The sequence below is a fragment of the Natrinema sp. HArc-T2 genome (genome assembly GCF_041821085.1).
GTDB lineage: Archaea > Halobacteriota > Halobacteria > Halobacteriales > Natrialbaceae > Natrinema.
On the sequence record NZ_JBGUAZ010000006.1, the window covers coordinates 68,278 to 89,596 of the forward strand.

The following is a 21,319-nucleotide window of genomic DNA, read 5'->3' on the forward strand; positions in this document are numbered from 1 at the left end:
ATTAATCATTAGGTTTATGGTGGTGCCCGCAGTTTGTGGTGGTACGCACATGACGAAGACAGTCATCCTCGGCGTGATCGGCTCGGACGCTCACGTTGTCGGGATTACCATCCTGGAACAGGCACTAGAGGCAGCTGGATTCGATGTCGTCAACCTCGGGGTGCAGACCTCCCAGGAAGAGTTCATCGAAGCGGCATCTGCCAACGACGCCGAGGCTGTACTCGTCTCGTCACTCTACGGTCATGCGAAACAGGACTGTGAGGGCTTCCACCAGCGCATCGCCGATTCCGATCTCGACGTGACGACCTACATCGGTGGCAATCTCGCCGTCGGGCAGGACGACTTCGAGGAGACTCGCAAGTTCTTCCGCGAACTGGGCTTCGACCGAGTCTTCGACTCCGAGACCGACCCCGAAGATGCCATCGAGGCCCTGCGGGCCGATCTGGACATGCGCTCGAGTGAGTCCGAACAGGAAAGCCAGACCGTCTCGGCGTAATCGCCGCGACGCCGCTGCTTTTCGCCGTTTTCTATCGACCAGCAGTAGCAGTTGCTGATCGTAACCGATACCGCATACTGGCTGGCAGTCACCGGACGATCGTCACCGGTACCGGCGACCGGCGAGCCACCGTCTCGGCGACGCTGCCGAGAAGAATTCGGCTCGCCCCGGTCCGACCGTGGCTGCCGACGACGATATGATCGACATCGTGTTCGTCGGCGTAGTCGACGATCGACCGCGAGACGCTGCCGACGACGTGGTCCGTCTCGATCTCGACGCCGTGGTTGGCGGCCTGCTCGCGAGCCTCTTCTAAGATCTCATCGGCGCGCTCCTCGTGGTGGCGCTGTACCTCCTCGTAGTTGGCCATCGCTGTCCCTTCGACGCCACTTACCGCGTAGAAATCACCCGGATCGAGGACGTAGAGCGCGGTGATCGTCGCGTCCGGATACTCCGAGCAGGCGAACTCGAGCGCGTCAGTCGATTGCGCCGAGTCGTCAACTGCCACGAGAACGTGCCGTGCCATACGCGGCGGTACGTCTGCCCGTGGAATAAGTCCACCTCTTGGGGCAACCCCGCGGGAACGCGCCCGCAGGCTGGCAGACGGTAAGTCGTGATCGATGAGCGTCGCGTGGGCCAGCTGCGGCTGTCGTACGCGCCGCTCTCGACTCGAGTCGCAGAAAAATCGGCGTGAAATCGACTGTTGTGTCGCCGCGTGTTACTTCGCGCGGCCCTGGCCGCCGGTGTTGGACGGGCGGACCTTCTCGGCACCTTTACCGCGGTTGTTGAGCCCACGGTTTGCCGTGCCGGCGTTGGTGAGCCCGCGGAACGCGCGGTTCTGGTGGTCGTCGCTGCAGATCCAGTTGAGGTCGTCGTCGTTCTCGATCGCGGGGTGGTTCGGATCGACGAGGATCATCTCGAACCACTTCTGCGAGCCGTCTTCCCCGACCCAGTAGCTGTTGAGCACGCGCAGGTTGGGGTACTTCCGGGAGACGCGCTCCTCACCGATGCGCTGGATGTTCTTGCGTCGTCCGATGCGGTTGACACCCTGACGCTTCGAGCGCCGACCGGCCTTGTGTCGCTGCTTCCGGGCGGTCCCTTTACGGACCGAGACCCGGGTCACGATGATGCCCTGTTTGGCCTTGTAGCCGAGTTCGCGCGCCTTGTCGAGTCGCGTCGGGCGGTCGATTCGCTCGATCGCACCCTGCTTGCGCCACTCCTGTTTGCGCTGCCACTGCAGCTCCCCGAGCTTGCCGTCGTCGGGGTCTTTCCATGCGTCCTTGATGTGGGAATAGAAGCTTTTTGCCATCGTATTCACCCGCGGGCGTTTTCTGGTTCAATCCCGACCGGGGCACATGCCCCGCGGATCACATCCCGACCTGCGGCCCGATACCGTGCAGGTGCCCGCTGATGCCCGCGAACCAGCGAGTCTACCGGACCTACCCAACTCTCGAGTATAAGGGCTTCGAACTCCGTGAGCGCGTTACCGCACTGGAACGCGCTCGCGAACGCCGCTCGGTGCGATGCCGTTGATCGTCGCGAAGACGGCCCCAATCACCAGCCCGTACACGAGATGGCCGAACCCGAACAGGAGTGCACCGAACAGCTCCGCTGTGAGCCCCGGGACCGACAGAAACGGCACTGGCAACGTGGCCACCCCGACGCGTTCCATCGCGAACGGGAACAGGACGCCGCTGGCGAAGAGACCGATGACGGCACCGAAGGCGAGCCCCGCGATAATATAGTCGCTGAAATCGGTCACCAGTTGCTGGACTGCTGGCCTCGAGACGAGGGCGGCGAACACCAGCCCGAACGCGATGCTTATCATCAGGTGAATCGCCCAGCCAGCCCCGACTGCGAGTTCGGGTTCGACTGCGAGACCACCCAGCAGTTCGATCTGGTCTCCGCCGAAGTGAAGCACCAGCCCCATGGCGATACCGGCGACTAACCCGCCCGTAACGCCACCGCCCCACACGCCGACGCCGTCGAGCTCGTGTTCAGTGCTAACACTCATGAATGGAGCTACGGATGCAAGGCTGATTAATTCAAGCATTCACCGGTGTCAGTGAGAGTAGCGTGTGGCACTAGTTCCATCAGTGTGACCGATCGTCACCCAGTTGGATCGACCACTGGACGAATGCGGATTCTCAACCGTCTGCCATACTACCGTCGACGTGGCCGACATTATGAGACATACTCTTATTCTGTTAACTTCGAATGCGTATTTTAAACTGCTTCTAAGCCGTGACATTCCGCTTCGTAAACCCACATGACAGTGCGAGTATATCTACCTCGAGCGCGTCTGCTACAGTATGGCCTTCAGCATCATTGACGCGATGTCCGACGGGTTCTCTCGCACCACCGAGCGAAACGGACTCGTTTTCATCGCCGTATTCGCCGTTCTCGCAGTCCTGAACGCACTCGTGACTGCCATAGGATTCGATCCTGCTACCGGGACGGTGCCTGTATCCGGAGCTATCGTCCTCTCTGCCGGACTCGTTTCGCTAGTGGTCGGAATCGTGACGATCGCGACAGCCATCGTCGCACTCCGGACGTTCGCGTCGGCGGAAACCGAGACGATCCCCCGCGAGTTCCGCCGCCGACGGATCGGCCTCGCCACGCTCAACGTCTTCGTCGGCACGATCGTCTACGTGTTGCTCGTCGCCGTCGGTAGCGTCTTCCTGCTCGTGCCGGGGCTGTTCGTGCTCGTCAGCCTCTACTACTGGAGCGTCTTCGTCGCGGTCGACGACCAGAACTTCCTGCAGGGCTTTCGCAGCAGTTGGACGCTGACCCGCGGTCGCCGCCTTCGGCTGTTCGGACTGGGAGTGGCTGTCCTGTTCGTCGGTATCGCCGTCACTGGAGCCGCCGGGATTCCGGCGGTTTTCCTCGGCGATGTTGCCGGCCCCGTGCTCACGCAACTCGTCGCCGCGGTCGTCACGGTGTACACGCTCGCGACCACCGCCCGCGCATACGACCAGCTTCGCAGCCTCGAGCCACCCGCCGACGCCGATGCCCGACCGGGCTCTGCCGGCATGCCTGCCTGAGTTCCACTGCGAACGACACTCCCACCGTCGTTCCAATTCCGTATATCGGTATGTAATGTATGATGGTCGGATATCGGTTTCGTCCGTGTGGCGTTCACGACACGTCTCGAGTCCGCTACCGTCGAATTCAATCAGAAACGTATCTAGCGGTGGCGAAACCGGTGACTACGCTGCTCGGAAGCGACACGGTGAGTAGCCACCTCGAGCGCGAGTGCGACTGCGAATCAAATCGGTCGGCGACCGACCCGGACGACACTGACGAACCAGCTGGTGGTCACACGAACTCGGTAACCGTTTCAAACGACTCGGCAGTGATCGCGTCGGCCACCTCGTCGATCGGAAGGTCGTCGGGCACGTGCTGGGGGTACTTGCGGCGGAAGTAGCCCACGACGTTCGTCAGATCCCGCCGGAGGAACTCGTCGGCGTTTTCGTGATCCGTCGGGACGGCCTGGGGCCAGTCAAAGATCTTCACACCCGCCTCGTTGACGAAGACGTTGTACTCGCTCATGTCTGCGTGGACGTACCCGTGTGCGTACGCGCGATCGATTTCGGAGACGAGCAGATCGAGGACCCCAAGCACCTGATCGTCCTCGAGTCGGGTTCGCGAGAGTTCGACGCCGTCCATCTTTTCCATGACGATGGCGTGGCGGTTCTGTCCGATCGGCTGGGGGACCGCGACGTCGGGGTAGAGTTCCTCGAGAATGTCGTACTCGCGTTCGGCGGCCTTTCGGGCGGTGTACATCCAGGAGACGTGTTCGTTGTCCGATGTGTAATCGCGCTCTTTGTGGACTTCCCGGAAGTTCGTATAGCCCTCGCGGTGGTACTTCAGCGCGAGCGGTTTGTACGATTTGACCTCGTAGACGTCGCTTTCCTTGCCGACGCCAAGTGGCGATCCGAACTCCGAGATGGTGTCCTGTTCGACGAGTGCCCGCAACGCGAGGACGTCGTAGCCCTCGAACTGCAGGGTGTAGCCCTCGTACTGGATGGTCTTCTTTTCGATCAGTCCGCGTTTGAGACAGCGCTCGAGGCGATAGTCGACCTCCTCTTCGGTCAGATTGGCGAACTTCGGGAGCTTTTCGCGCTGGACCCACTCGGAAAAGCGCATCCCTTGTTCGACCCCCGAGAGGAGATAGAAGTCTTCGTCCTCGAGTTCCGGAAGCAATCCGGCGACGTTTCGCACCATAGCCATCGATAACCAGTGAGTACGTAAAAACGGCGTGACGGACAGCGGCGGTCGATCCCGGTCGTCGTGAGACTCCGACCGAATACCAGCGATATGCGCCGTCGCGACCGGCGTGTGTCGACTCGAGACGCTCGTTCAACCCCTCGTGAATCACATATCGATATACAGAATCGTGCCGATGCCGGAATCGCTTTGCGTCTCGTCCGTGTTGAGTCGTACATGATAACGCTTGCCGATCGGGACTGGCGACTGATTCGGGACGACCCGCGCGCAGGCGCGACGCAGATGGCGCTCGAGGAGATCGCTGCACGAACGGCACTCGAAGACGACCTGCGGACCGTCCGCGTCTACTCGTGGGAACCGAGCACGCTCTCGCTTGGGTATCGACAGGACGCCGACACCGTCGACTGGGACTTTTGCGAACGCGAAGGAATCGACGTTACGCGCCGCCAGACCGGCGGGGGTGGGATCTATCACGACCGATACGCAGACATCTCGTATACGATCGTCGCGCCAGCCGACGAGGTGCCGGGCGACCTGATGGACTGTTACGAGCTGTTCTGCGAGCCGATCCTCGAAGCCTTTGACAGGATGGAGGTAGACGCCGCATTCGCCTCGGCCGAACAGGAGGCGATCTATCAGCCGTCGTGCTATCTACGCGATATCAATCCGGCACACGACATCGTCGCGTCAGCGGATGCGGGCGTGGATGCCCAGAAGATCAGCGGCAACGCCCAGTACCGCCAGCGTGACGTCGTCATCCAGCATGGATCGATCAGTTACGACCTCGAGCCGCACAACCACGTTGGCGTCTTCGATGCCGACCTCGAGGCGTCGACGTTCACCGATCGGGTGACGAGCATCCGCGACGAGGTGGGGATCGACCGCGAGGACGCCGTCGATGCGATCGCGGGAGCGCTGGGTGACTGGTCGGATGCTACGGAATCGACGTGGCGCGACGGCGAACTCGACGCCGCCCGCGAGCTGGCTGCCCGGAAGTTCGGAAGCGACGGGTGGATTCGCGACCGGGAGGTACTCGCGGCGGACGAGCAGTAATCGAGTGGCAGCGAGACACCTACTCGAGACGCTCCGAAGTACCTATCACGGCCCGGTACTGACGGGAATCCATGACGATGAAGGTCGGCGCACACGTTTCGATCTCCGGCTCGCGCGTCTCCTCAGACGACGAAACGCCGCCGTACGACGACATCCGCAACGCCGTCTGCCGACAGACGGCCTTCGGTGGGAACTGCGGGCAGATCTTTACGACGTCGCCACAGGTCTGGGCCCAGCCCGACATCTCCGCGGAGGCCGCCGACGGCTTCCGTGAGGAAAGCGACGCCAAACTCGAGGGGCCGTGGGTGATCCACTCCTCGTATCTGGTGAATCTCTGTACCCCGAAGGAGGACCTGCGCCGCAAGTCAAAGGAGAGCATGCAGGCGGAACTCGACGCCGCCGAAACGCTGGGCGTTCCATACGTGAACGTTCACCTCGGAGCCCACACCGGTGCGGGCGTCGAGGGCGGACTCGACAACGCCGCTGGCGTCATCGACGACCTCGAGGTGCCCGAGGGCGTTCAGATCCTGATCGAATCCGACGCCGGCAGCGGCACGAAACTCGGCGGCGAGTTCGACCACCTCGCGGGGATTATCGACCGCACCGAGACGGACATCGGGATCTGTATCGACACGGCACACACGCTCGTCGCGGGCAACGACCTCACGACGCCCGAAGCGGTCGACGAGACCGTTGGTCGGTTCGACGACGTGGTCGGGCTCGAGTACCTCGAGTACATTCATCTGAACGACTCGAAACACGACGTCGGGACCCACAAGGACGAACACGCCCTCATCGGCGAGGGCTATATCGGCGAGGACGGTATGCAGGCGATCGTCAACCACCCGGAGCTGCGGGACCTGCCCTTCGCACTCGAGACGCCGACGGAAGACGGGCGTGGCTTCGCGTGGAACATCCAGAAGGTCAAAGCGCTGCGCGACGACGAATAGCGGTCTAGATCGACTCGTTTTTACTCGAGACGCCGCTATCGGAGGTCGTGCGCGAGTTCTCCGAAGACTACCTCAGCCGGACCCGTGAGGGGATGTGGGCCGACTCTCGTGACGCACTCGAGCCGCTGGCCCTCGACTCGCGTGACCGGATTCTGGACGTGGGCTGTGGCACTGGCGAACTGAGCCGCGTCCTCGCCGCGGAGTCGCCCGGCGAGGTGATCGGGTGTGACGCCGACCCCGATCTGCTTGCGACCGCCGCCGAGTACGTCCCCGCCGTCGCTGGTGATGCCTATCAGCTGCCGTTTCCCGATGAGACGTTCGATCTCGTCGTCTGTCAGGCCTTGCTGATCAACCTGCCCGAGCCCGCGGTCGCGCTGACCGAGTTCGCCCGCGTCTCGACCGATCTCGTCGCAGCCGTCGAACCCGACAACGCCGCGGTCGAGATCGACTCGAGCGTCAACGCTGAAGGGCCCCTTGAGCGCCGGGCCCGGCGGGCCTACCTCGACGGTGCCAGCACAGACGTTGCGCTTGGGGCCGACGCCCGCGAGGCGTTCGCAGAGGCGGGCCTCGAGGTGCTCGCGACGCGTCGCTACGATCACGTGCGGACGGTCGAACCGCCCTACAGCGACGCCGCGTTACGGGCCGCTCGTCGGAAGGCGACCGGCGACGGGCTGGCCGACGATCGGGAGACGATGCTGTCGGGATCGCTGACCGAACGCGAGTACGACGATCTTCGGGGCTCGTGGCGCGAGATGGGCCGAGACGTGATCGAGCAGATGCAGGCCCGCGAGTACCGCCGTGAGGAAGCGGTGCCGTTTCACGTCACGGTCGGTCGTGTTCCGTGACGCGGCGAAAAGTGCCACTATCGTCTTGTAGTTCCACCATCAAGTCCCTGTATGGCCGCGATCGAACTCGAGGGGTTGACGAAAGATTACGGCGAGGTCCTCGCCAACGACGACGTCACGTTCGACGTCGAACGGGGCGAGATCTTCGGCTATCTCGGCCCGAACGGGGCGGGGAAGACGACGACGATCCGGACGCTACTCGGCCTGCTATCACCGACTGCGGGGACGGCGCGAGTGCTCGGCCAGGAGATCACCGACGAGGGGCAACTGCTCGAGGCCAAGCGCCGGCTCGGGTATCTCCCCGATACGCCGGCGTTCGATGAGACGGCGACTGGCCGGGAGGTCCTCGAGTTACACGCCGCGATCAAAGGCGACGAGCGAAGCGAGGAGTTGCTCGAGCTGTTCGACCCGCCGCTCGGCCGGGAGATTCGAGAGTATTCGCGGGGGAACGTCCAGAAGCTCGGGCTCGTCGCGACGTTCATGCATGATCCTGACCTCGTGATCTTGGACGAGCCGACCAGCGGGCTCGATCCGCTGTTACAACAGCGATTCAACGAGTTCGTCCGGGCCGAACGGGACCAGGGGCTGACGGTGTTTTTTTCTTCGCACATTCTCAGTGAGGTCCGAAAGCTGTGCGACCGCGTCGGCATCATCCGCGATGGCCGACTCGTCACGGTCGAGCCGGTCGAGTCGTTACTCGACCGGAGCGGCAAGTTCGTCCGCCTCCATGCTGCGGAGTCGATCCCGAGACAGGCGTTCGAACTCGACGGCGTCCACGACCTCGAGGCCGACGCCGGCGCAGGGCCGAGTGGCGGAACCGAGTACGTCTTTACCTTCACCGGCGACGTCAACGAGCTGCTCGAGCGACTGCGGGAGTACCGACTTCTCGATCTGTCGCTCGAGGAAGCGCCGCTCGAGGAAGTCTTCATGCGGTTTTACGATGGTGAGGGGCTTGATAGTGACACCGACAGCAACGGGGCCAATCGCGTGGTTGCCGGGGGCACAGGAGGTGACGACGGTGTTTGAGCTGACACGCTACGACGCCCACCACCGGGTTCGCGGCAGTCTCTACCTTTCGGTTGGCCTGTCGCTGCTCGCTGCGATGGTTATCTGGGTGTATCCATCGTTCAGGACCGAGGTCGATCTGGATCAGCTCATCGCCGCGTATCCGGAGCCGATCGTGCAGGTGATGGGGGTCCAGACGATGGCGAGTCTTGACGGCTTTCTCTCGTTCGAACTCTACACGTTCGGGTGGATCATCCTGCTTGGCCTCTATCTGGCCTACAGTACTGCGGGGACGATCGCCGACGACGTCGACCGCGGTCGGATGGACGTGCTGTTGTCGTTGCCGATCTCCCGCCGGCGACTGCTCGGCGAGCGCTTCGCTGCGATGGCCGTCCCGATCGTCGGGGCGAACATCTTGCCACCGGTCGTCGTCTACGTTGGCGCGCAGTTGATCGACGAGTCACTCGCTGCCACGGACGTGCTTGCGGTCCATCTGCTCTCGATCCCCTACCTGTTTGCCTGTGCCGGCATCGGCCTGCTTGCGTCTGTCGGCTTCGATCGAGCGGGCATCGCCCAGCGAGTCGCCCTCGGTGTGACGTTCGCGCTGTTTCTCTCGGAGTCGCTGTTGACCGGGACCGACGCCGAAGCGGTCGGCGCGATCGCGCCCATGCGCTACTACGATCCAAACGCGATCTTGCTCGAGGGAACGTATAACGTCGCCGACGCGGGAATCCTCGTTGCGATGACCGTTGCCCTCTTCGTTGCTGCCCAGCTGTGGTTTACACGTACCGACATCGCGTGATACGAACTCCTGTCAGTCGGTTCCGGTGCACCCGCGACCCGCACTGCGGGTGCACCGGGAACTCGTTACAGCAGACCGTATGACTGCAAGCGCGGTCGTTCGATCACGGTTACGTTGGGTGGTCGTTCGGATACACCGTGTTCTCGATGAGTGCTTTGGTGCCGCGGCGGAACCGCTCCGATGCTGCGTTCGACGAGATGTCGAACTGTGTTCCGAGTTCGGCGAGCGAACACGAGCGCGGAATGTCGAGATACCCCTCGTCGACGGCCGCAACGAGTATTTCGTGTTGTCGATCCGTCAGCCCGAATCGCGGCTGCGAACAGTAGCTCGGTTTCCAGTCTTCGTACAGTTGCTTGAGCTCGACGTCGAAATCACGACTCATAAAGAACGTATGGTACTGATCGAGTGTCTCCTCGTCCGGGAGCGCAGCGCGGATGTCCCATCCCTCGTCGGTCGCCGTTGCATCCTGTAAGATCGCTCCCGTCTCGACCACGGTTGGATAGACGCTAGCGCGGCGTCCTTCGGCCGTTAACTCGAGCTGGTAGAGCCGTCGTTCGTCGAATTCGATCACCCGCGTCGGCGACTTGACGGTGGGATCTGCCTCGAGCCCGGATTCGAACGTGCCGAACGCGGGACCATCAGCCCAGACGAGCATTCGATGTGTTCCGTCGCCAATGAGATCCGATCGTTCCCACGTGATTTCGATGTCGGATGCATGCGTGAGCGCCGTTCGTAAAATAGGATAGTCGATCCGGAATGTCGTGAGCAGCATGCCAATGATTGGTACCGATACGAACCCGCTCCCTTTGCGCGTTTTGGTACGGCCCTAATCAATAATCATTATAAACTATATAAAGGACGTGAATACTTACGCCACACACCTATCCGACAGACTAGTCCACTATAGGACAATGTCTAACCGGAATGCGGAGGGGAATCTGGGATCTAACTCGATCGACGCGTGGTTCGACGTTTTAAGCCACCCGCGTCGACGATTCCTCTGTCGGTACATGATGCAAACGGATGCGGACATCGTGACACACGAGACCCTCGTCGAGTTCGTCATCGAGCGCGACTCGAGTGTCGTCGACGAGGTGTCCGACCGGCAGGGCGTTGCGATGGAACTTCGCCACGTTCACCTGCCAAAACTGGACGGTCTCGAGCCCGTCGATTACGATCCGCAAGGGGGACACGTATACATCGATTCTCAGACGCTTGCGGCACGGCTTGAAGCGGTGCAATCGATGATCGAAGATCTACTCTAGAGGTGCAGAGCGACCGATAACGACTGCGTCATACAGACTCCTGTCAGTGGATGCCGGTGGGACCGCGACCGCCCTGCGGTCGGGCCGGTCACTCGGTACAGCAGCCCGTCTCAGACAACGTCACCACGAACCGTCACGCCGTTCTGACGGTCTCGCCAGGCGTGAAGTTCCCGGGCAGCGTCCGTGGCCTCGTCGGCGTCCAGTCCGAGCATCTCGAGTGCGGCAGACAGCGTCGGCAGCGCCAACTCGCTGTCGCGGAGTTTTCGGAACGCGTCGTCGCTTCTGGTGCCGTCGGCCCAGAGACAGACCCCACGGGGATCGAGCAACTGCGTGTAGTCCTCACGCAGTTGTGCCCCGCGGAGCCGCTGGGTGACGTTGTCCTCGAACGGCGCGTTACAGACCTCGAGGTGGATCGGTTCGTCGTCCTCGAGGAGGTGGGCGGCGAGACACTTCTCGGGTGCAGCGTGGCCGTTGGCGTTGGCCCGGAGATAGTGTGGGTACTCGCGAGCCCAGTCGGCCCGGACGGTCTTGCCGACGCCTTTGATGCCGTGAGACTCGCGAAACTGGCTGTCCGGGTCCGCGTCGTCATCGCTTGCGTTCACGGTCACCGACTCGCTGTCGTCACGCATGAGGATGTCCTTCGTGAGGTAGACATCTAGTCGCTCGACAGGGTCGAGTCCCAGCGCTACGTCGCCGACAGCCCACACCTCGCGAACGGGGACCGGTAGCCGCTCGTCTTCGACGGTGTCGACCAGTCGCTCGAGGCGGTCAACCGCGGCGTCCCGGGCGAATCCACTCATCGTGCGGTGGTGGGCGCTCGAGTCGCAAAACGGTTTTCCGTCTGTCGGCGTCGTGCCCGGGAGTGGGCTGTCGGTGGCGACGAGGGCGTCGTGCCGTCGTGATCGATGGCACATTCGGCCCCGGGCGTCGCCCCGCTGGCTGCCATCGTGTCACGCATGCAGATTTTTACCACCGCCCGATGTACGGACCCGTATGCGACACCGGATCTTCAACGACGACGGCGACGAGGACCTCGTCTTCGTCATGGGCTGGGGCAACCGTTGGACCCACGAGAACGTCAGCTGGCTCCTCGGACAGCTGACCGAGGCCGGCTATCGGGTCCATGCATTCGAGCTCCCCACGGATATCGATGACTTCAAAGCCGACTGGCTCGAGCCAGTCGCCGAGTACGTCCGCGACCTTGAGGGGTACCAGTTGCTCGGTCACAGCGCGGGTGCACTCATCGCCCAGGCCCTCGATGGCGCGGACAACCACGTCTACATGAGTCCGTGGTGGGGCTACGGCGACGCGTTCCCGGAGCCGGTGCTCGAGGCGGTTTCGCTGGTACCGACCACGTACCCGTGTCTGCCCGTCGGCGGAATGGACCGCGAGGCGCTGGGCGAGCGGGCGACCGACCACCAGCTCGCGACGCTGCCCTCGTGGGTCTCGCCGGCGTTCGTCCGGGAAACCCGTCGCGCACAGCAGGACTTGCTGACGATCGACCACGACGCCGTCGTCTTCTGCTCGCTTCGCGATCCCGTCATCAGCCTCCGACCGATCGGCGAGCGCGTCCCCGCCGATCACGTCGTCCTCTACGACGGCGGCCACGAGCTGTTCTCCACTGTCGCCCGCGATCGGTACGTTGATCTCGTCCTTGACGCCCTCGAGAACGGGTCTGACGCCGTCGAGGAGCGACCGACGGTTCCTGCCTGACGCCGACGGGCGGGGTTCGCAGCCTTCTCGAGCCGACGGTGCCGCTGGAGTCTGGGAGACGAAACGGACATACGCGTCCGACGGCAACGCTTTTGCGATGGACTGCAACCGGTGTGACGAGGAGGCGATCATGCATGCCGCCTACTCCGGGGCCCACCTCTGTGCGGATCATTTCAGCGAATCGGTCGAAAAGCGGGTTCGCCGCCGCGTGCGCCGAGACGATCTCGTCCCACACGACGCGACGCCCGAGAACCCACAGACCTGGGTGATCGGCCTCTCCGGGGGCAAAGACAGCGTCGTCCTCACGCAGATTCTCCACGACACCTTTGCTGAGGATCCCCGCATCGAACTCGTCGGGTTGACGATCCACGAAGGGATCGAAGGCTATCGCGACAAGAGCCTCGAGGCCTGCGTGGACCTCACCGACGACCTCGACATCCGCCACGAAGTCGTCAGCTACGAGGAGGAGTTCGGCGTCCGGATGGACGACGTCGTCGAGGACGACCCCGAAAACATGGCCGCCTGTGCCTACTGTGGGGTCTTTCGCCGAGACTTGCTCTCGAGATACGCCGACGAACTCGAGGCCGACCTCCTGTTGACGGGCCACAATCTGGACGACGAGGCTCAGTCGGCGCTGATGAACTTCCTTGAGGGCGACGTCGAGCAGATGGCGAAACACTTCGATGCCAGCCTCGGCCCGCTTTCCGAGCGGGACGAACAGGACGAGTTCGTCCCGCGTGCGAAACCGCTGCGCGACATCCCCGAAAAGGAAGTCGCGCTCTACGCCCACGTCAACGACCTTCCTGCCCACATTACGGAGTGTCCCCACTCGAGCGAGGCCTACCGCGGCGAGATCCAGCAACTCCTCTACGGACTCGAGGAGAACCACCCCGGCACACGCCACTCGATTCTCTCGGGATACGAAGAACTGGCCGGCATCCTCTCCAAGGAATTCAGCGGCGACGATGGCGCCGACCTCCAGGAGTGTGTCGAGTGTGGCTCGACGACTACTCGCGAGGTTTGTCGGAAGTGTACGCTGCTCGAGTCGCTCGTTTAATTCGTCGGAACGCCAACACTGGGGCGTGACGCGCTGTCGGACACACCGCCTTTGTCCTCGAGTATTCTACAGACGGTATAACCGAGTCTGGCCTGTATACGTCCGTAAACATGGCTCTCGGCAGGTATCGAAGATGCGTTCATCATCAGTCCGACTGTCGGTGGATCGATACAGCTGATGCTGATACGGGGGGTTTCGGTATCAGGTCGCGCAAAAAGTGGATCCGATCGGTGAACGGCGGGTCGTCGGAGATCCGGTGGTGTGTCAGATGCCGCGTGCGGCGGTGGTGTGTCAGATGCCGCGTGCGGCGGTGGTGTGTCAGATGCCGCGTGCGGCGGTGGTGTGTCAGATGCCGCGTGCGGGTTACCGGATCACGTCGACGCCGTTCTGTCGCTCGAGTTCGTTGCGACCGCCGTCGCTGTGGGCACCGCGTCCGGTGCCACCGTCCTCGATGTGGTTACTCGCGTCGAAGTCGGTATCGCTGACGCCCTCGATGCTCTGACGGGATTTGTCGGCCTGTTTCTGGGTCGTCGGACCGAGCACCTGCGCGCTCTGGACGCCGGTCATGATCGCCATGACGCGTACTTTGCCCTTGTAGTTGTCCTGAATGCGGGCTCCCCAGATGACGTTCGCCGAGGCCTCGAGGCGTTCGGTGATGTTGTCGGCGATGCCTTCGGCCTCTTTGAGCGTGAGGTCGGGGCCGCCGGTGATGTGGACGAGTCCGCCCGACGCGCCGCGGTAGTCGACGTCCAGCAGTGGGTGGTTCATTGCGTCCTTGACGACCTCGTCGGTCTTGTTCTTGTCCTGGGTCTCGCCGACCAGCATGACGGCGACGCCACCCTGGTTCATGATCGTGGACATGTCGGCGTAGTCCAAGTTGATCAGCGAGGGCTGGGTGATCGTCTCCGAGATGCCTTTGACGGTTTCGGCGATGATCTGGTCCATCACCGAGAACGCCTTGCCGATCGGCAGGTTCGGGACGTAATCGAGCAACCGGTTGTTGTCGAGGACGATGATCGAGTCGGCCTGCTCGCGCAGTTTCTCTAAGCCTTCTTCGGCTTTGACCGTACGGGCACGCTCGACGTTAAACGGAGTCGAGACCATGCCGACGACGATCGCACCCTGCTCTTTGGCGATCTCCGAGACGACGGGGGCGGCACCCGTGCCGGTGCCACCACCCATCCCGGCGGTCACGAACACGAGGTCCGCGTCGCCGAGGACCTCTTTGATCGTGCCTTGGGCCATCTCGGTCGCACGCTCGCCCATCGACGGGTCGCCGCCAGCACCGAGCCCGTTCGTGAGCGACTTGCCGACGAGGATCTTCGTGTCGGCCTCGATCATCTTGAGGTGCTGTTTGTCCGTGTTGATCGCGACGGTGTCGGCGCCGTCGACGCCGATGTTGTACAGCCGGTTGATGGTGTTGTTACCCGCACCGCCACAGCCGACGATCACGATTCGGGGGTCCCCGAACTCGTCATCGTCCATCGAGACATCCATCTCTCGGGCCTCCTCTTCCGCGTTCTCTAAGGCGTCTTGGACGATATCCTGCATCGTTACACCTTCGCCCAGTTGCGTTTGCCGGACTGCTCGGTGGGGCCGTCGGCCTGTTCGTTGATCATCTCACGGACTGCCGACCGGATCGCCTCGCTCCGGTTCGGGAACTCGCCCGAGTCGACCAGTTGCTCTACTTCCTCGATCTGCTGCTTTGGGATTCGCAGTGTCACACGCTCCATGGTTGTATTCCCCGTTGGGGTAAGACGGTCCCGCGCCCCTGTCAGACGCAGTGTGTCTTACATCCAAACCGACCGCAAGCGGGCGGTTTTCCGTCCTGTCGACGGCTGTAAGACAATCCGTCTTACGCAAATAAGTCGATGATTGTCTTGGACAATAAAGTTTTCGCCGAGATTTATTTTCTGTGTCTTACACCGGTCAGTACTGCGTACTGTCCGACTCGAGAACGTCCGCCGCGGGCGTCCGACGACCGCAGCTGGGACAGAACGACCAGTCGGACCGGATCTCGTCGCCACACTCACAGAACAATCGTCGCGACGCCTTTTCGCCGCAGTTGGGACAGTAGACGTGGTCGCCCTCAAGGTGGTCGCCACACTGGTTGCACTGCACACCGTCGTCACGTGGCTGGGACGCTGTCCGTTCGTGTGACTGATCTGGTCGCTGGTCGTCACCCGCTGTCTCACGGGTCCGGTCGACATCGACCGCACTCAGTTCGTCCGACGCGTCTGTCGGACTGTCGAGCGAGATCGAGATGGTGACGTCCTGTGGTGATGGCGAATCGCGCGCTCGCGTGCTCGCGCGATCGAGTCCTAACTCCCGTAATCGCGTATCGAGTCGGTCGTCGACGCGATCACGCACGAGGTCGTCGATCGCACCCGCGTGCTCCCGTTCCGCATCGGAGCGTGTGTCACTCCCCCGAGTCACCTCGTCCTCGAGATATGCGCGAAGTGCCTCCCGCATGGCTTCGCTCTTGGACGCCTCGAGGGCCTCGAGTTGCGCGACGAGGTCGTCGTCGGCACGGAACGTGATCTTACTCATCGGCGAATTACGTTGGTGTTGTCACGCCACCTATATCAATCATGCTGCTGTTTGCCATTTCCAACACGTTCTCGCCGCTTCGAATAATAACCCTTATGTGCACTACGGCGGCTACGTTTGAGTGCGAAGTGCCCGCCCTTAGCTCAGACTGGTAGAGCAGTCGACTGTAGATCGACTTGTCCCCCGTTCAAATCGGGGAGGGCGGACTTCCTTTCTCGTCGAAGTACAGCAGACACCGAATAGCCCGCCGTCTTGCGATTTTACCCCGCTCGAGACGACCGCAAATTCTGATTGGAACAAGGATCTTGTTGGGGGTCCGCGCCCTCTGGCGAATTCCATAGCAGAGACGTGGCACGTGAGTCGTCACTCTCCGGGCTGCCGTGGCCGTATGATACGGGTGACATCGTCTGACAGACACCTCCGTCGCATGTGAGCTGATTCCGTGGTCCATCACTGGCCGTCGTCCAATTGTGTTAATTTTATGTAGTATGATAGCTTTATATCGACGCTTAGCGTGTGGTCCTGCGCTCATGGCAACAGCAAAAGCCCACCAGATACAGGTCTCTGACATGATGTGCAACGGCTGCGAAGACACGATACAGCACGAGCTGCGCCACGCCGACGGTGTCAAACGAGTCAGCGCAAACCACATTGAGGGAACAGTCGAAATCGAGGGCGACGACCATCTCGATCTCGAGAACCTGGCCGACACGATCAACGACCTCGGGTTCACCGCTACATAATCGGCTCGAGGTCGCTCTCGTCTTTTCGGTCGTTGATGGGAGCACCGGAGCGTCACCGACACCGATGCTGTATGACTAGCTGAGAGTGACTCAGAGTGCGAAGATACGATCCATCTCCGCGTCGGTCAGCTCGAAATCGAAGACGTCGATGTTTTCGCGGAGGTGCTCGCGGGACGAGGCTTTCGGAATCGTCGACACCTGCTCCTGCTGGAGCAGCCAGCGGAGCGCGACCTGTGCTGCCGTCTTGTCGTATGTCGCGCCGATCTCGGCCAGCGTCTCGTCGGTCGCGATTTGCCCCTCAGCCAGCGGGCTGTAGGCGGTCAGCATGATCTCGTTGTCCCGGCAGAACTCGAGCAGGGCCGACTGATCACGGTAGGGATGGTACAGTACTTGATTCGTCAGGATCGGCGTCTCGGAGGCGGCCACCGCCGCTTGCAAGTGCGCGATCGAGAAGTTACTCACGCCGATATGCCGAACCGAACCTTCGTCCTGCAGTCGGTTCATGACCGCGATCGTCTCGTCGATGGGGACGTCCGGGTTCGGCGCGTGAATCAACAGCAGGTCCACGTACTCCGTCCCGAGACGCTCGAGCGATCGCTGGAACGACGCGAGTGCGTCGTCGCGTCGCAGGTTCTCTCGGAGGAGTTTCGTCGTCACGAAGACGTCGTCCCGATCGACGCTCGAGTCGGCGATTGCTGTCCCGATCGCGTCTTCGTTGTCATACATCTGGGCGGTATCGACATGTCGATAGCCGAACTCGAGTGCGGTCGTTACGGCCTCGGTACACTGCGTTCCCGTCATCGGCCAGGTGCCGAGGCCGAGTGCTGGAACGTTGACACCGTGGAGCGACACGGATTCCATACCAGAACTAGCACAGTGTCGTTACAAAAAGCTGCAGTGGGCAGTGATTGGAGGCGGCGATCGCAGTCCCGGGCCGTCTGGCGCTGGTCGGGTCTCTCACGGAGGGTGTGGGAGTGCGGTGAACGTCCTCGGCCTGCTCCGAACACATGGCTCGAGCGCGTTTCGGGCACGCGAATCGGTCACGATTTCGTGACCTGCTCTCGCACTAACCTGTACGTGGCCGTTTCAGTCGCCGACGAGTCGACAAGCCGTCCCTACTGCTTGCTAGTCTCTCGAGTCCGTGAGTTCCACACGACCGACCTGACAGCCGTTGAATCCCGCCTGTTGTGTCAGCCTATCCGTCCCCAGTCGCACGTAACAGCCGTCTTGTGTGGGTAAACCGGGTCGAAACAATGAGTCGGTGTGCCGTCGCCTGTCGTGAGACCCCGTGAAGATGTTCAACCGATCAGCACAGGATTCGCACTCGTCGGCGACCGAGGCGGACGCTCGTGACTCGACGACGGCGGTTCGTCTCGAGGCTGTCACCCACCAGTACGGATCGAGTGGTGGTCGGCTCCGCTCGAGCGACGAGCGAACGGTGACTGCGCTCCGTGACGTGTCGTTCGACGTGCCGATGGGCGCTATCGTCGGACTCGAGGGGCCAAGCGGGAGCGGAAAGTCGACGATCTTGCACGCGGTCGCGGGGCTGCTGGTGCCGACGGAGGGTCGCGTGCTGTTGTGCGGGACCGACCTCACGACACTGTCCGACGCGGCGCGGACCCGGATGCGGCGGCGTCACATCGGCATCGTCTTCCAGCGGTTTCACCTTCTGCCGTCGCTGTCTGCTCGCGCGAACGTCGCGTTACCGCTCGTGCAGGCCGGCATCTCGCGTTCCGACCGGCGAGCACGTGCGACGGCGCTGCTCGAGGCGGTCGGACTGGGGGATCGCGGCACACACTTACCCGGCGAATTAAGCGGCGGTGAGCGCCAGCGCGTCGCGATCGCCCGGGCGCTGTCGACGGATCCGGACGTGATCGTCGCCGACGAGCCGACGGGCGAACTCGACACGGCAACTGGGACGGACGTCCTCGAGTTGCTCACCGACATCGGCCGCGATCGGGCGGTGCTGGTCGCGTCACACGACGCGGCCACGCTGTCGGTCACAGATCGCGTCATCACGCTTTGTGACGGTCGGGTGGACGATGTCCGATGAGTCAGACGACCCGTCCGACGACCTCGAGACGCGGCGACGCAGGCGGTGGACTGGGCTGGTCTCCCTGACGGTCTCGCGGTGGTGGCAGCGAGCGACGGGGACGACGGCGGGCCGGATCGTCTCGACTGTCGCCGCCGTCGCGCTGACGATTGCGTTCTTGCTGGTGGTGACAGGGATCGCGCTTGCGCTGGCCGACGGCGGCGTCACGACCACCGACGACGCGACCGTCCGTATTCTACCGGACGAACAGCAGACGTTGTCGTCCGTCGACGGGGTCGAGGGACCGCGCCTCGGGGCGACCAACGAGCGGGCCAGACAGCTTCGCGCACACGACGGCGTCGCACACGCCTCGCCGGTACTGATCGAAACGGGCCGTCTCGAGGCAGGTGGCGACCCACAGACCGTCCAACTCATCGGCGTCGTTCCGGATGGCACGTCGCGGACCGTTGCGGGGCTTCCGCTGGACCGCCTCGAGGAAGGGGATCCACACTACGCGAACGGCTCGTATGACGGCCCACGAGCGGGCGAGATCGTGCTCTCGCGCACCGCTGCAGACCGGCTCGGTGCGTCCGCTGGTGACGAGGTGACTGTCTCCATGGGACCGATTCGGTCGAGCGACCTCTCGGTGACGGTGACGGCGGTCGCGGATACTGACGGCGGCGAGGACGGCGCACCGGTCGCGCTCGTCCACGCGAGCGAACTCCAGTCGCTGTCCGGAGCCGCCGACGGGGAACTCGCCGATCGGGTGGTGGTCTGGGGTGACGCCGAGATCGCGCAGTCGGCTGCCGCCGATGCCTATCCAAAGGCGTCGGTCACGGTCTCTGGTACGACCGATCCCACCGCGCTGTTCGAGGACGGGCTGGCGTTTGCGACCAGCGCGATCGCGCTGATCGTCGGCGTGACGATCTGTGCGTCGTTCGTCGCGACGACGATGGGGATGACTGTCGACGAGGATCGACGGACGCTCGCCGTCCTCGAGTCGATCGGCGTCCCCACGCGGGGCCGTCTCGCCGTGATCGCGATTTCGACGGGAATTACGACGCTCGTCGGATCGGTCGTGGGTGTCGGGCTCGGCGCGGCAGGAATCGCCGGTGTCAACGCGGTCGCGGGCGCGACCGTCGCGCCGGGCGCGGTCGCACAGTTCCATCCGCTGTTCGTGCCCTACGGGATCGCCGTCGCCGTGCTGTCGGGGCTCGTCGCCGTTCCCTATCCCCTGGCAGTGGCCGCGCGAACGTCCGTCCTGTCGGAGGTGGGCCGATGAGTGTGAGCCGAGCGGTCGTGCGGCTGCGTGCGGTCATCGGGCTTGCACTCGCACAGCTGCGCCGATCGCCCGGACGAACCGTCCTGACTGTGCTCGCGGTCACGCTGGCGGTGCTCTCGGTGACGGTGCTTGCGAGCCTCGGCGCGGGCGTCATCGAAAAGAGCGAACAGGGGCTGGACAACGCCAACCGAGACATCTGGATCTCTCGATCACCGGTCGATCCGGCGGCCAGTGGCGCGGAAAACCCGATCGCCGGCTCACACGGCGTGGCTGCCGAACTCACCGCACGGGACGATATCGCGTCGGCCTCTCCGATCGCGATGTACGATGTCTACGTCGGCTCGAGTCCATCCGACCTCGAGCGCCGGCCCGCAGTCGGTGTCCAGGCGACCCACGACGGGTTCGACTTCCAGGCGGGGCGCGGATTCGACATCGACGACGACGCTGCCGCCAGTCCCCCACCGGACGATCCCCAGCGCCGTGAGCTCGTACTCGATCCGCGGGTCGCCGACGAACTGGGGGTGTCGGTCGGTGAGACGATTTACATCGGGACCAGCCGGCACACGGCAGCGAACAACGAGTTCACTGTCGTCGGCATCTCGGGGTACTACTCGCAGTATCTGGGCTCGCCGACGGTGACGGTCCCGCTCGGCGACTTACAGGCCGTCGCCGGGACATCGGGCACCGATCGGGCGACGTTCATCACCGCCGACGTGGCCGCAGACGCCGACCGCGACGCCGTCGCAGCAGACCTCAGCGAGCAGTACCCCGAGTACGATGTCCGGACCAGCGACAACCAGGTACAGTCGATGCTCGAGGAACGCACGGCCCTGCTCGCAAGCGGCGCGACGCTGGTCGGGCTGGCTATCCTCGGCGGAATCATTCTGACGGCCAACCTGTTCGCGCTCGTGGCTCACCAGCAACGCGAGGAGCTCGCGGCGCTGCGGGCGATCGGGCTCTCGCGTGGCCTGCTCGCCGGCACGATCGGCACGCAGGGACTCGTCATCGGCCTGCTCGGTGGCGTTCTCGCCGTTGCGGCGACGCCACTGGCCGTCCTCGGGTTGAACCGGTTCTCGGCGTCGGTGCTCGGCTTCGAGCAACTCCTGCAGACACCACCCGATATCTACGCTGGCGGGTTCGCACTCGCGTTCGTCGCTGGGACCATCGTCGCGGTCGTCGCCGGCTGGCGGGCCGGTCGCTACGCCCGGGTCGAACATCTCGAGGCTTGATACGGCCTCCTGTCGGTCAGTGCTGGTGGGACCGCGACCGTCCGGCGGGCCCACCGGTCACTCGGGACAG

Annotated in this window: 24 protein-coding genes and 1 tRNA gene; 15 read left to right on the forward strand and 10 right to left on the reverse strand. The window is 63.2% G+C overall.

The annotated features are described in order from the left end of the window. The first annotated feature begins 49 nt into the window (after nt 1-49). The gene (gene glmS / locus ACERI1_RS14615; RefSeq protein WP_373619110.1) at nt 50-496 is read left to right on the forward strand and encodes a methylaspartate mutase subunit S; all 447 of its coding nucleotides are present in this window, start codon (nt 50-52) and stop codon (nt 494-496) included. Nucleotides 497-584: 88 nt separating this feature from the next. Here the strand turns inward: glmS and ACERI1_RS14620 are convergent, their stop codons facing one another. From ACERI1_RS14620 to ACERI1_RS14630, 3 genes are all read right to left on the reverse strand, one after another. After that, entirely contained in the window at nt 585-1,019 is a 435-nt protein-coding gene (locus ACERI1_RS14620; RefSeq protein WP_373619111.1) for a universal stress protein, read from the reverse strand. Nucleotides 1,020-1,211: 192 nt separating this feature from the next. Then, on the reverse strand, nt 1,212-1,802 hold the full coding sequence (locus ACERI1_RS14625) for a 50S ribosomal protein L15e (RefSeq protein ID WP_373619113.1): 591 nt from the start codon (nt 1,800-1,802) through the stop codon (nt 1,212-1,214). A 174-nt stretch (nt 1,803-1,976) separates the two neighbouring features. Next, a complete protein-coding gene (locus ACERI1_RS14630; protein WP_373619114.1) occupies nt 1,977-2,507 on the reverse strand; it encodes a hypothetical protein in 531 nt (176 codons plus the stop codon). A 298-nt stretch (nt 2,508-2,805) separates the two neighbouring features. Here ACERI1_RS14630 and ACERI1_RS14635 point away from each other — a divergent pair, with 298 nt between their 5' ends. Beyond that, nucleotides 2,806-3,537 (forward strand): hypothetical protein, encoded by a 732-nt coding sequence (locus ACERI1_RS14635; RefSeq protein ID WP_373619115.1) that lies wholly within the window; start codon nt 2,806-2,808, stop codon nt 3,535-3,537. A 274-nt stretch (nt 3,538-3,811) separates the two neighbouring features. Here ACERI1_RS14635 and ACERI1_RS14640 read toward each other — a convergent pair whose 3' ends face one another. Next, the gene (locus tag ACERI1_RS14640; RefSeq protein WP_373619116.1) at nt 3,812-4,720 is read right to left on the reverse strand and encodes a serine/threonine-protein kinase RIO2; all 909 of its coding nucleotides are present in this window, start codon (nt 4,718-4,720) and stop codon (nt 3,812-3,814) included. A 219-nt stretch (nt 4,721-4,939) separates the two neighbouring features. On the opposite strand from ACERI1_RS14640, the gene ACERI1_RS14645 reads away from it, so the two are divergent. From ACERI1_RS14645 to ACERI1_RS14665, 5 genes are all read left to right on the forward strand, one after another. After that, entirely contained in the window at nt 4,940-5,776 is an 837-nt protein-coding gene (locus ACERI1_RS14645) for a biotin/lipoate A/B protein ligase family protein (RefSeq protein ID WP_373619117.1), read from the forward strand. A 77-nt stretch (nt 5,777-5,853) separates the two neighbouring features. After that, nucleotides 5,854-6,726 carry a deoxyribonuclease IV gene (locus ACERI1_RS14650; RefSeq protein WP_373619370.1) on the forward strand — a complete coding sequence of 291 codons (873 nt, stop codon included), beginning with the start codon at nt 5,854-5,856 and terminating at the stop codon, nt 6,724-6,726. A 47-nt stretch (nt 6,727-6,773) separates the two neighbouring features. Then, nucleotides 6,774-7,571 carry a class I SAM-dependent methyltransferase gene (locus tag ACERI1_RS14655; RefSeq protein WP_373619120.1) on the forward strand — a complete coding sequence of 266 codons (798 nt, stop codon included), beginning with the start codon at nt 6,774-6,776 and terminating at the stop codon, nt 7,569-7,571. Nucleotides 7,572-7,622: 51 nt separating this feature from the next. Further along, on the forward strand, nt 7,623-8,597 hold the full coding sequence (locus ACERI1_RS14660) for an ABC transporter ATP-binding protein (RefSeq protein WP_373619121.1): 975 nt from the start codon (nt 7,623-7,625) through the stop codon (nt 8,595-8,597). Beyond that, a complete protein-coding gene (locus ACERI1_RS14665; RefSeq protein WP_373619122.1) occupies nt 8,590-9,378 on the forward strand; it encodes an ABC transporter permease in 789 nt (262 codons plus the stop codon). The genes ACERI1_RS14660 and ACERI1_RS14665 overlap by 8 nt, the downstream gene beginning before the upstream one ends. Nucleotides 9,379-9,487: 109 nt before the next feature. On the opposite strand, the gene ACERI1_RS14670 is transcribed toward ACERI1_RS14665, so the two are convergent. Beyond that, on the reverse strand, nt 9,488-10,150 hold the full coding sequence (locus tag ACERI1_RS14670) for a helix-turn-helix domain-containing protein (RefSeq protein WP_373619123.1): 663 nt from the start codon (nt 10,148-10,150) through the stop codon (nt 9,488-9,490). 139 nt (nt 10,151-10,289) lie between these two features. Here ACERI1_RS14670 and ACERI1_RS14675 point away from each other — a divergent pair, with 139 nt between their 5' ends. Further along, on the forward strand, nt 10,290-10,643 hold the full coding sequence (locus tag ACERI1_RS14675) for a hypothetical protein (RefSeq protein ID WP_373619125.1): 354 nt from the start codon (nt 10,290-10,292) through the stop codon (nt 10,641-10,643). Nucleotides 10,644-10,753: 110 nt separating this feature from the next. On the opposite strand, the gene ACERI1_RS14680 is transcribed toward ACERI1_RS14675, so the two are convergent. Further along, nucleotides 10,754-11,443: a hypothetical protein gene (locus ACERI1_RS14680; protein ID WP_373619126.1), complete on the reverse strand. Its 690-nt coding sequence runs from the start codon at nt 11,441-11,443 to the stop codon at nt 10,754-10,756. Between the two features lie 193 nt (nt 11,444-11,636). Here ACERI1_RS14680 and ACERI1_RS14685 point away from each other — a divergent pair, with 193 nt between their 5' ends. After that, nucleotides 11,637-12,356: an alpha/beta fold hydrolase gene (locus tag ACERI1_RS14685; RefSeq protein WP_373619127.1), complete on the forward strand. Its 720-nt coding sequence runs from the start codon at nt 11,637-11,639 to the stop codon at nt 12,354-12,356. A gap of 97 nt (nt 12,357-12,453) precedes the next feature. Then, entirely contained in the window at nt 12,454-13,413 is a 960-nt protein-coding gene (locus ACERI1_RS14690) for a TIGR00269 family protein (protein WP_373619129.1), read from the forward strand. 363 nt (nt 13,414-13,776) lie between these two features. Here ACERI1_RS14690 and ftsZ read toward each other — a convergent pair whose 3' ends face one another. From ftsZ to ACERI1_RS14705, 3 genes are all read right to left on the reverse strand, one after another. Next, complete coding sequence (gene ftsZ, locus ACERI1_RS14695) at nt 13,777-14,964, reverse strand: cell division protein FtsZ (RefSeq protein ID WP_373619131.1); 1,188 nt, start codon at nt 14,962-14,964, stop codon at nt 13,777-13,779. A gap of 2 nt (nt 14,965-14,966) precedes the next feature. After that, complete coding sequence (locus tag ACERI1_RS14700; protein ID WP_008011422.1) at nt 14,967-15,146, reverse strand: ribbon-helix-helix domain-containing protein; 180 nt, start codon at nt 15,144-15,146, stop codon at nt 14,967-14,969. 196 nt (nt 15,147-15,342) lie between these two features. Next, on the reverse strand, nt 15,343-15,963 hold the full coding sequence (locus ACERI1_RS14705) for a zinc ribbon domain-containing protein (protein WP_373619133.1): 621 nt from the start codon (nt 15,961-15,963) through the stop codon (nt 15,343-15,345). Nucleotides 15,964-16,095: 132 nt separating this feature from the next. On the opposite strand from ACERI1_RS14705, the gene ACERI1_RS14710 reads away from it, so the two are divergent. Continuing rightward, nucleotides 16,096-16,169: transfer RNA gene (locus ACERI1_RS14710), tRNA-Tyr, on the forward strand. Between the two features lie 324 nt (nt 16,170-16,493). Next, a complete protein-coding gene (locus ACERI1_RS14715; protein ID WP_373619134.1) occupies nt 16,494-16,706 on the forward strand; it encodes a heavy-metal-associated domain-containing protein in 213 nt (70 codons plus the stop codon). A 90-nt stretch (nt 16,707-16,796) separates the two neighbouring features. Here the strand turns inward: ACERI1_RS14715 and ACERI1_RS14720 are convergent, their stop codons facing one another. Further along, entirely contained in the window at nt 16,797-17,567 is a 771-nt protein-coding gene (locus ACERI1_RS14720) for an aldo/keto reductase (RefSeq protein ID WP_373619135.1), read from the reverse strand. A 433-nt stretch (nt 17,568-18,000) separates the two neighbouring features. On the opposite strand from ACERI1_RS14720, the gene ACERI1_RS14725 reads away from it, so the two are divergent. The 3 genes from ACERI1_RS14725 to ACERI1_RS14735 are packed head-to-tail and all read left to right on the forward strand — an operon-like array spanning nt 18,001 to nt 21,249. Further along, nucleotides 18,001-18,759, forward strand: coding sequence for an ABC transporter ATP-binding protein (locus tag ACERI1_RS14725; RefSeq protein ID WP_373619136.1), 759 nt, complete (start codon nt 18,001-18,003; stop codon nt 18,757-18,759). Continuing rightward, nucleotides 18,749-20,020 (forward strand): FtsX-like permease family protein, encoded by a 1,272-nt coding sequence (locus ACERI1_RS14730; RefSeq protein WP_373619138.1) that lies wholly within the window; start codon nt 18,749-18,751, stop codon nt 20,018-20,020. The genes ACERI1_RS14725 and ACERI1_RS14730 overlap by 11 nt, the downstream gene beginning before the upstream one ends. Then, the gene (locus ACERI1_RS14735; protein WP_373619139.1) at nt 20,017-21,249 is read left to right on the forward strand and encodes an ABC transporter permease; all 1,233 of its coding nucleotides are present in this window, start codon (nt 20,017-20,019) and stop codon (nt 21,247-21,249) included. The genes ACERI1_RS14730 and ACERI1_RS14735 overlap by 4 nt, the downstream gene beginning before the upstream one ends. The last annotated feature ends 70 nt before the right edge of the window (nt 21,250-21,319 follow it).

What these genes read in the sequence shown, in the direction of transcription:
- glmS (WP_373619110.1), top strand. Translation starts at nt 50, where the DNA reads ATGACGAAGACAGTCATCCTCGGCGTGATCGGCTCGGACGCTCACGTT.
- ACERI1_RS14620 (WP_373619111.1), bottom strand. Translation starts at nt 1,019, where the DNA reads ATGGCACGGCACGTTCTCGTGGCAGTTGACGACTCGGCGCAATCGACT.
- ACERI1_RS14625 (WP_373619113.1), bottom strand. Translation starts at nt 1,802, where the DNA reads ATGGCAAAAAGCTTCTATTCCCACATCAAGGACGCATGGAAAGACCCC.
- ACERI1_RS14630 (WP_373619114.1), bottom strand. Translation starts at nt 2,507, where the DNA reads ATGAGTGTTAGCACTGAACACGAGCTCGACGGCGTCGGCGTGTGGGGC.
- ACERI1_RS14635 (WP_373619115.1), top strand. Translation starts at nt 2,806, where the DNA reads ATGGCCTTCAGCATCATTGACGCGATGTCCGACGGGTTCTCTCGCACC.
- ACERI1_RS14640 (WP_373619116.1), bottom strand. Translation starts at nt 4,720, where the DNA reads ATGGTGCGAAACGTCGCCGGATTGCTTCCGGAACTCGAGGACGAAGAC.
- ACERI1_RS14645 (WP_373619117.1), top strand. Translation starts at nt 4,940, where the DNA reads ATGATAACGCTTGCCGATCGGGACTGGCGACTGATTCGGGACGACCCG.
- ACERI1_RS14650 (WP_373619370.1), top strand. Translation starts at nt 5,854, where the DNA reads ATGAAGGTCGGCGCACACGTTTCGATCTCCGGCTCGCGCGTCTCCTCA.
- ACERI1_RS14660 (WP_373619121.1), top strand. Translation starts at nt 7,623, where the DNA reads ATGGCCGCGATCGAACTCGAGGGGTTGACGAAAGATTACGGCGAGGTC.
- ACERI1_RS14670 (WP_373619123.1), bottom strand. Translation starts at nt 10,150, where the DNA reads ATGCTGCTCACGACATTCCGGATCGACTATCCTATTTTACGAACGGCG.
- ACERI1_RS14675 (WP_373619125.1), top strand. Translation starts at nt 10,290, where the DNA reads ATGTCTAACCGGAATGCGGAGGGGAATCTGGGATCTAACTCGATCGAC.
- ACERI1_RS14680 (WP_373619126.1), bottom strand. Translation starts at nt 11,443, where the DNA reads ATGAGTGGATTCGCCCGGGACGCCGCGGTTGACCGCCTCGAGCGACTG.
- ACERI1_RS14685 (WP_373619127.1), top strand. Translation starts at nt 11,637, where the DNA reads ATGCGACACCGGATCTTCAACGACGACGGCGACGAGGACCTCGTCTTC.
- ACERI1_RS14690 (WP_373619129.1), top strand. Translation starts at nt 12,454, where the DNA reads ATGGACTGCAACCGGTGTGACGAGGAGGCGATCATGCATGCCGCCTAC.
- ftsZ (WP_373619131.1), bottom strand. Translation starts at nt 14,964, where the DNA reads ATGCAGGATATCGTCCAAGACGCCTTAGAGAACGCGGAAGAGGAGGCC.
- ACERI1_RS14700 (WP_008011422.1), bottom strand. Translation starts at nt 15,146, where the DNA reads ATGGAGCGTGTGACACTGCGAATCCCAAAGCAGCAGATCGAGGAAGTA.
- ACERI1_RS14705 (WP_373619133.1), bottom strand. Translation starts at nt 15,963, where the DNA reads ATGAGTAAGATCACGTTCCGTGCCGACGACGACCTCGTCGCGCAACTC.
- ACERI1_RS14715 (WP_373619134.1), top strand. Translation starts at nt 16,494, where the DNA reads ATGGCAACAGCAAAAGCCCACCAGATACAGGTCTCTGACATGATGTGC.
- ACERI1_RS14720 (WP_373619135.1), bottom strand. Translation starts at nt 17,567, where the DNA reads ATGGAATCCGTGTCGCTCCACGGTGTCAACGTTCCAGCACTCGGCCTC.
- ACERI1_RS14725 (WP_373619136.1), top strand. Translation starts at nt 18,001, where the DNA reads ATGTTCAACCGATCAGCACAGGATTCGCACTCGTCGGCGACCGAGGCG.
- ACERI1_RS14730 (WP_373619138.1), top strand. Translation starts at nt 18,749, where the DNA reads ATGTCCGATGAGTCAGACGACCCGTCCGACGACCTCGAGACGCGGCGA.
- ACERI1_RS14735 (WP_373619139.1), top strand. Translation starts at nt 20,017, where the DNA reads ATGAGTGTGAGCCGAGCGGTCGTGCGGCTGCGTGCGGTCATCGGGCTT.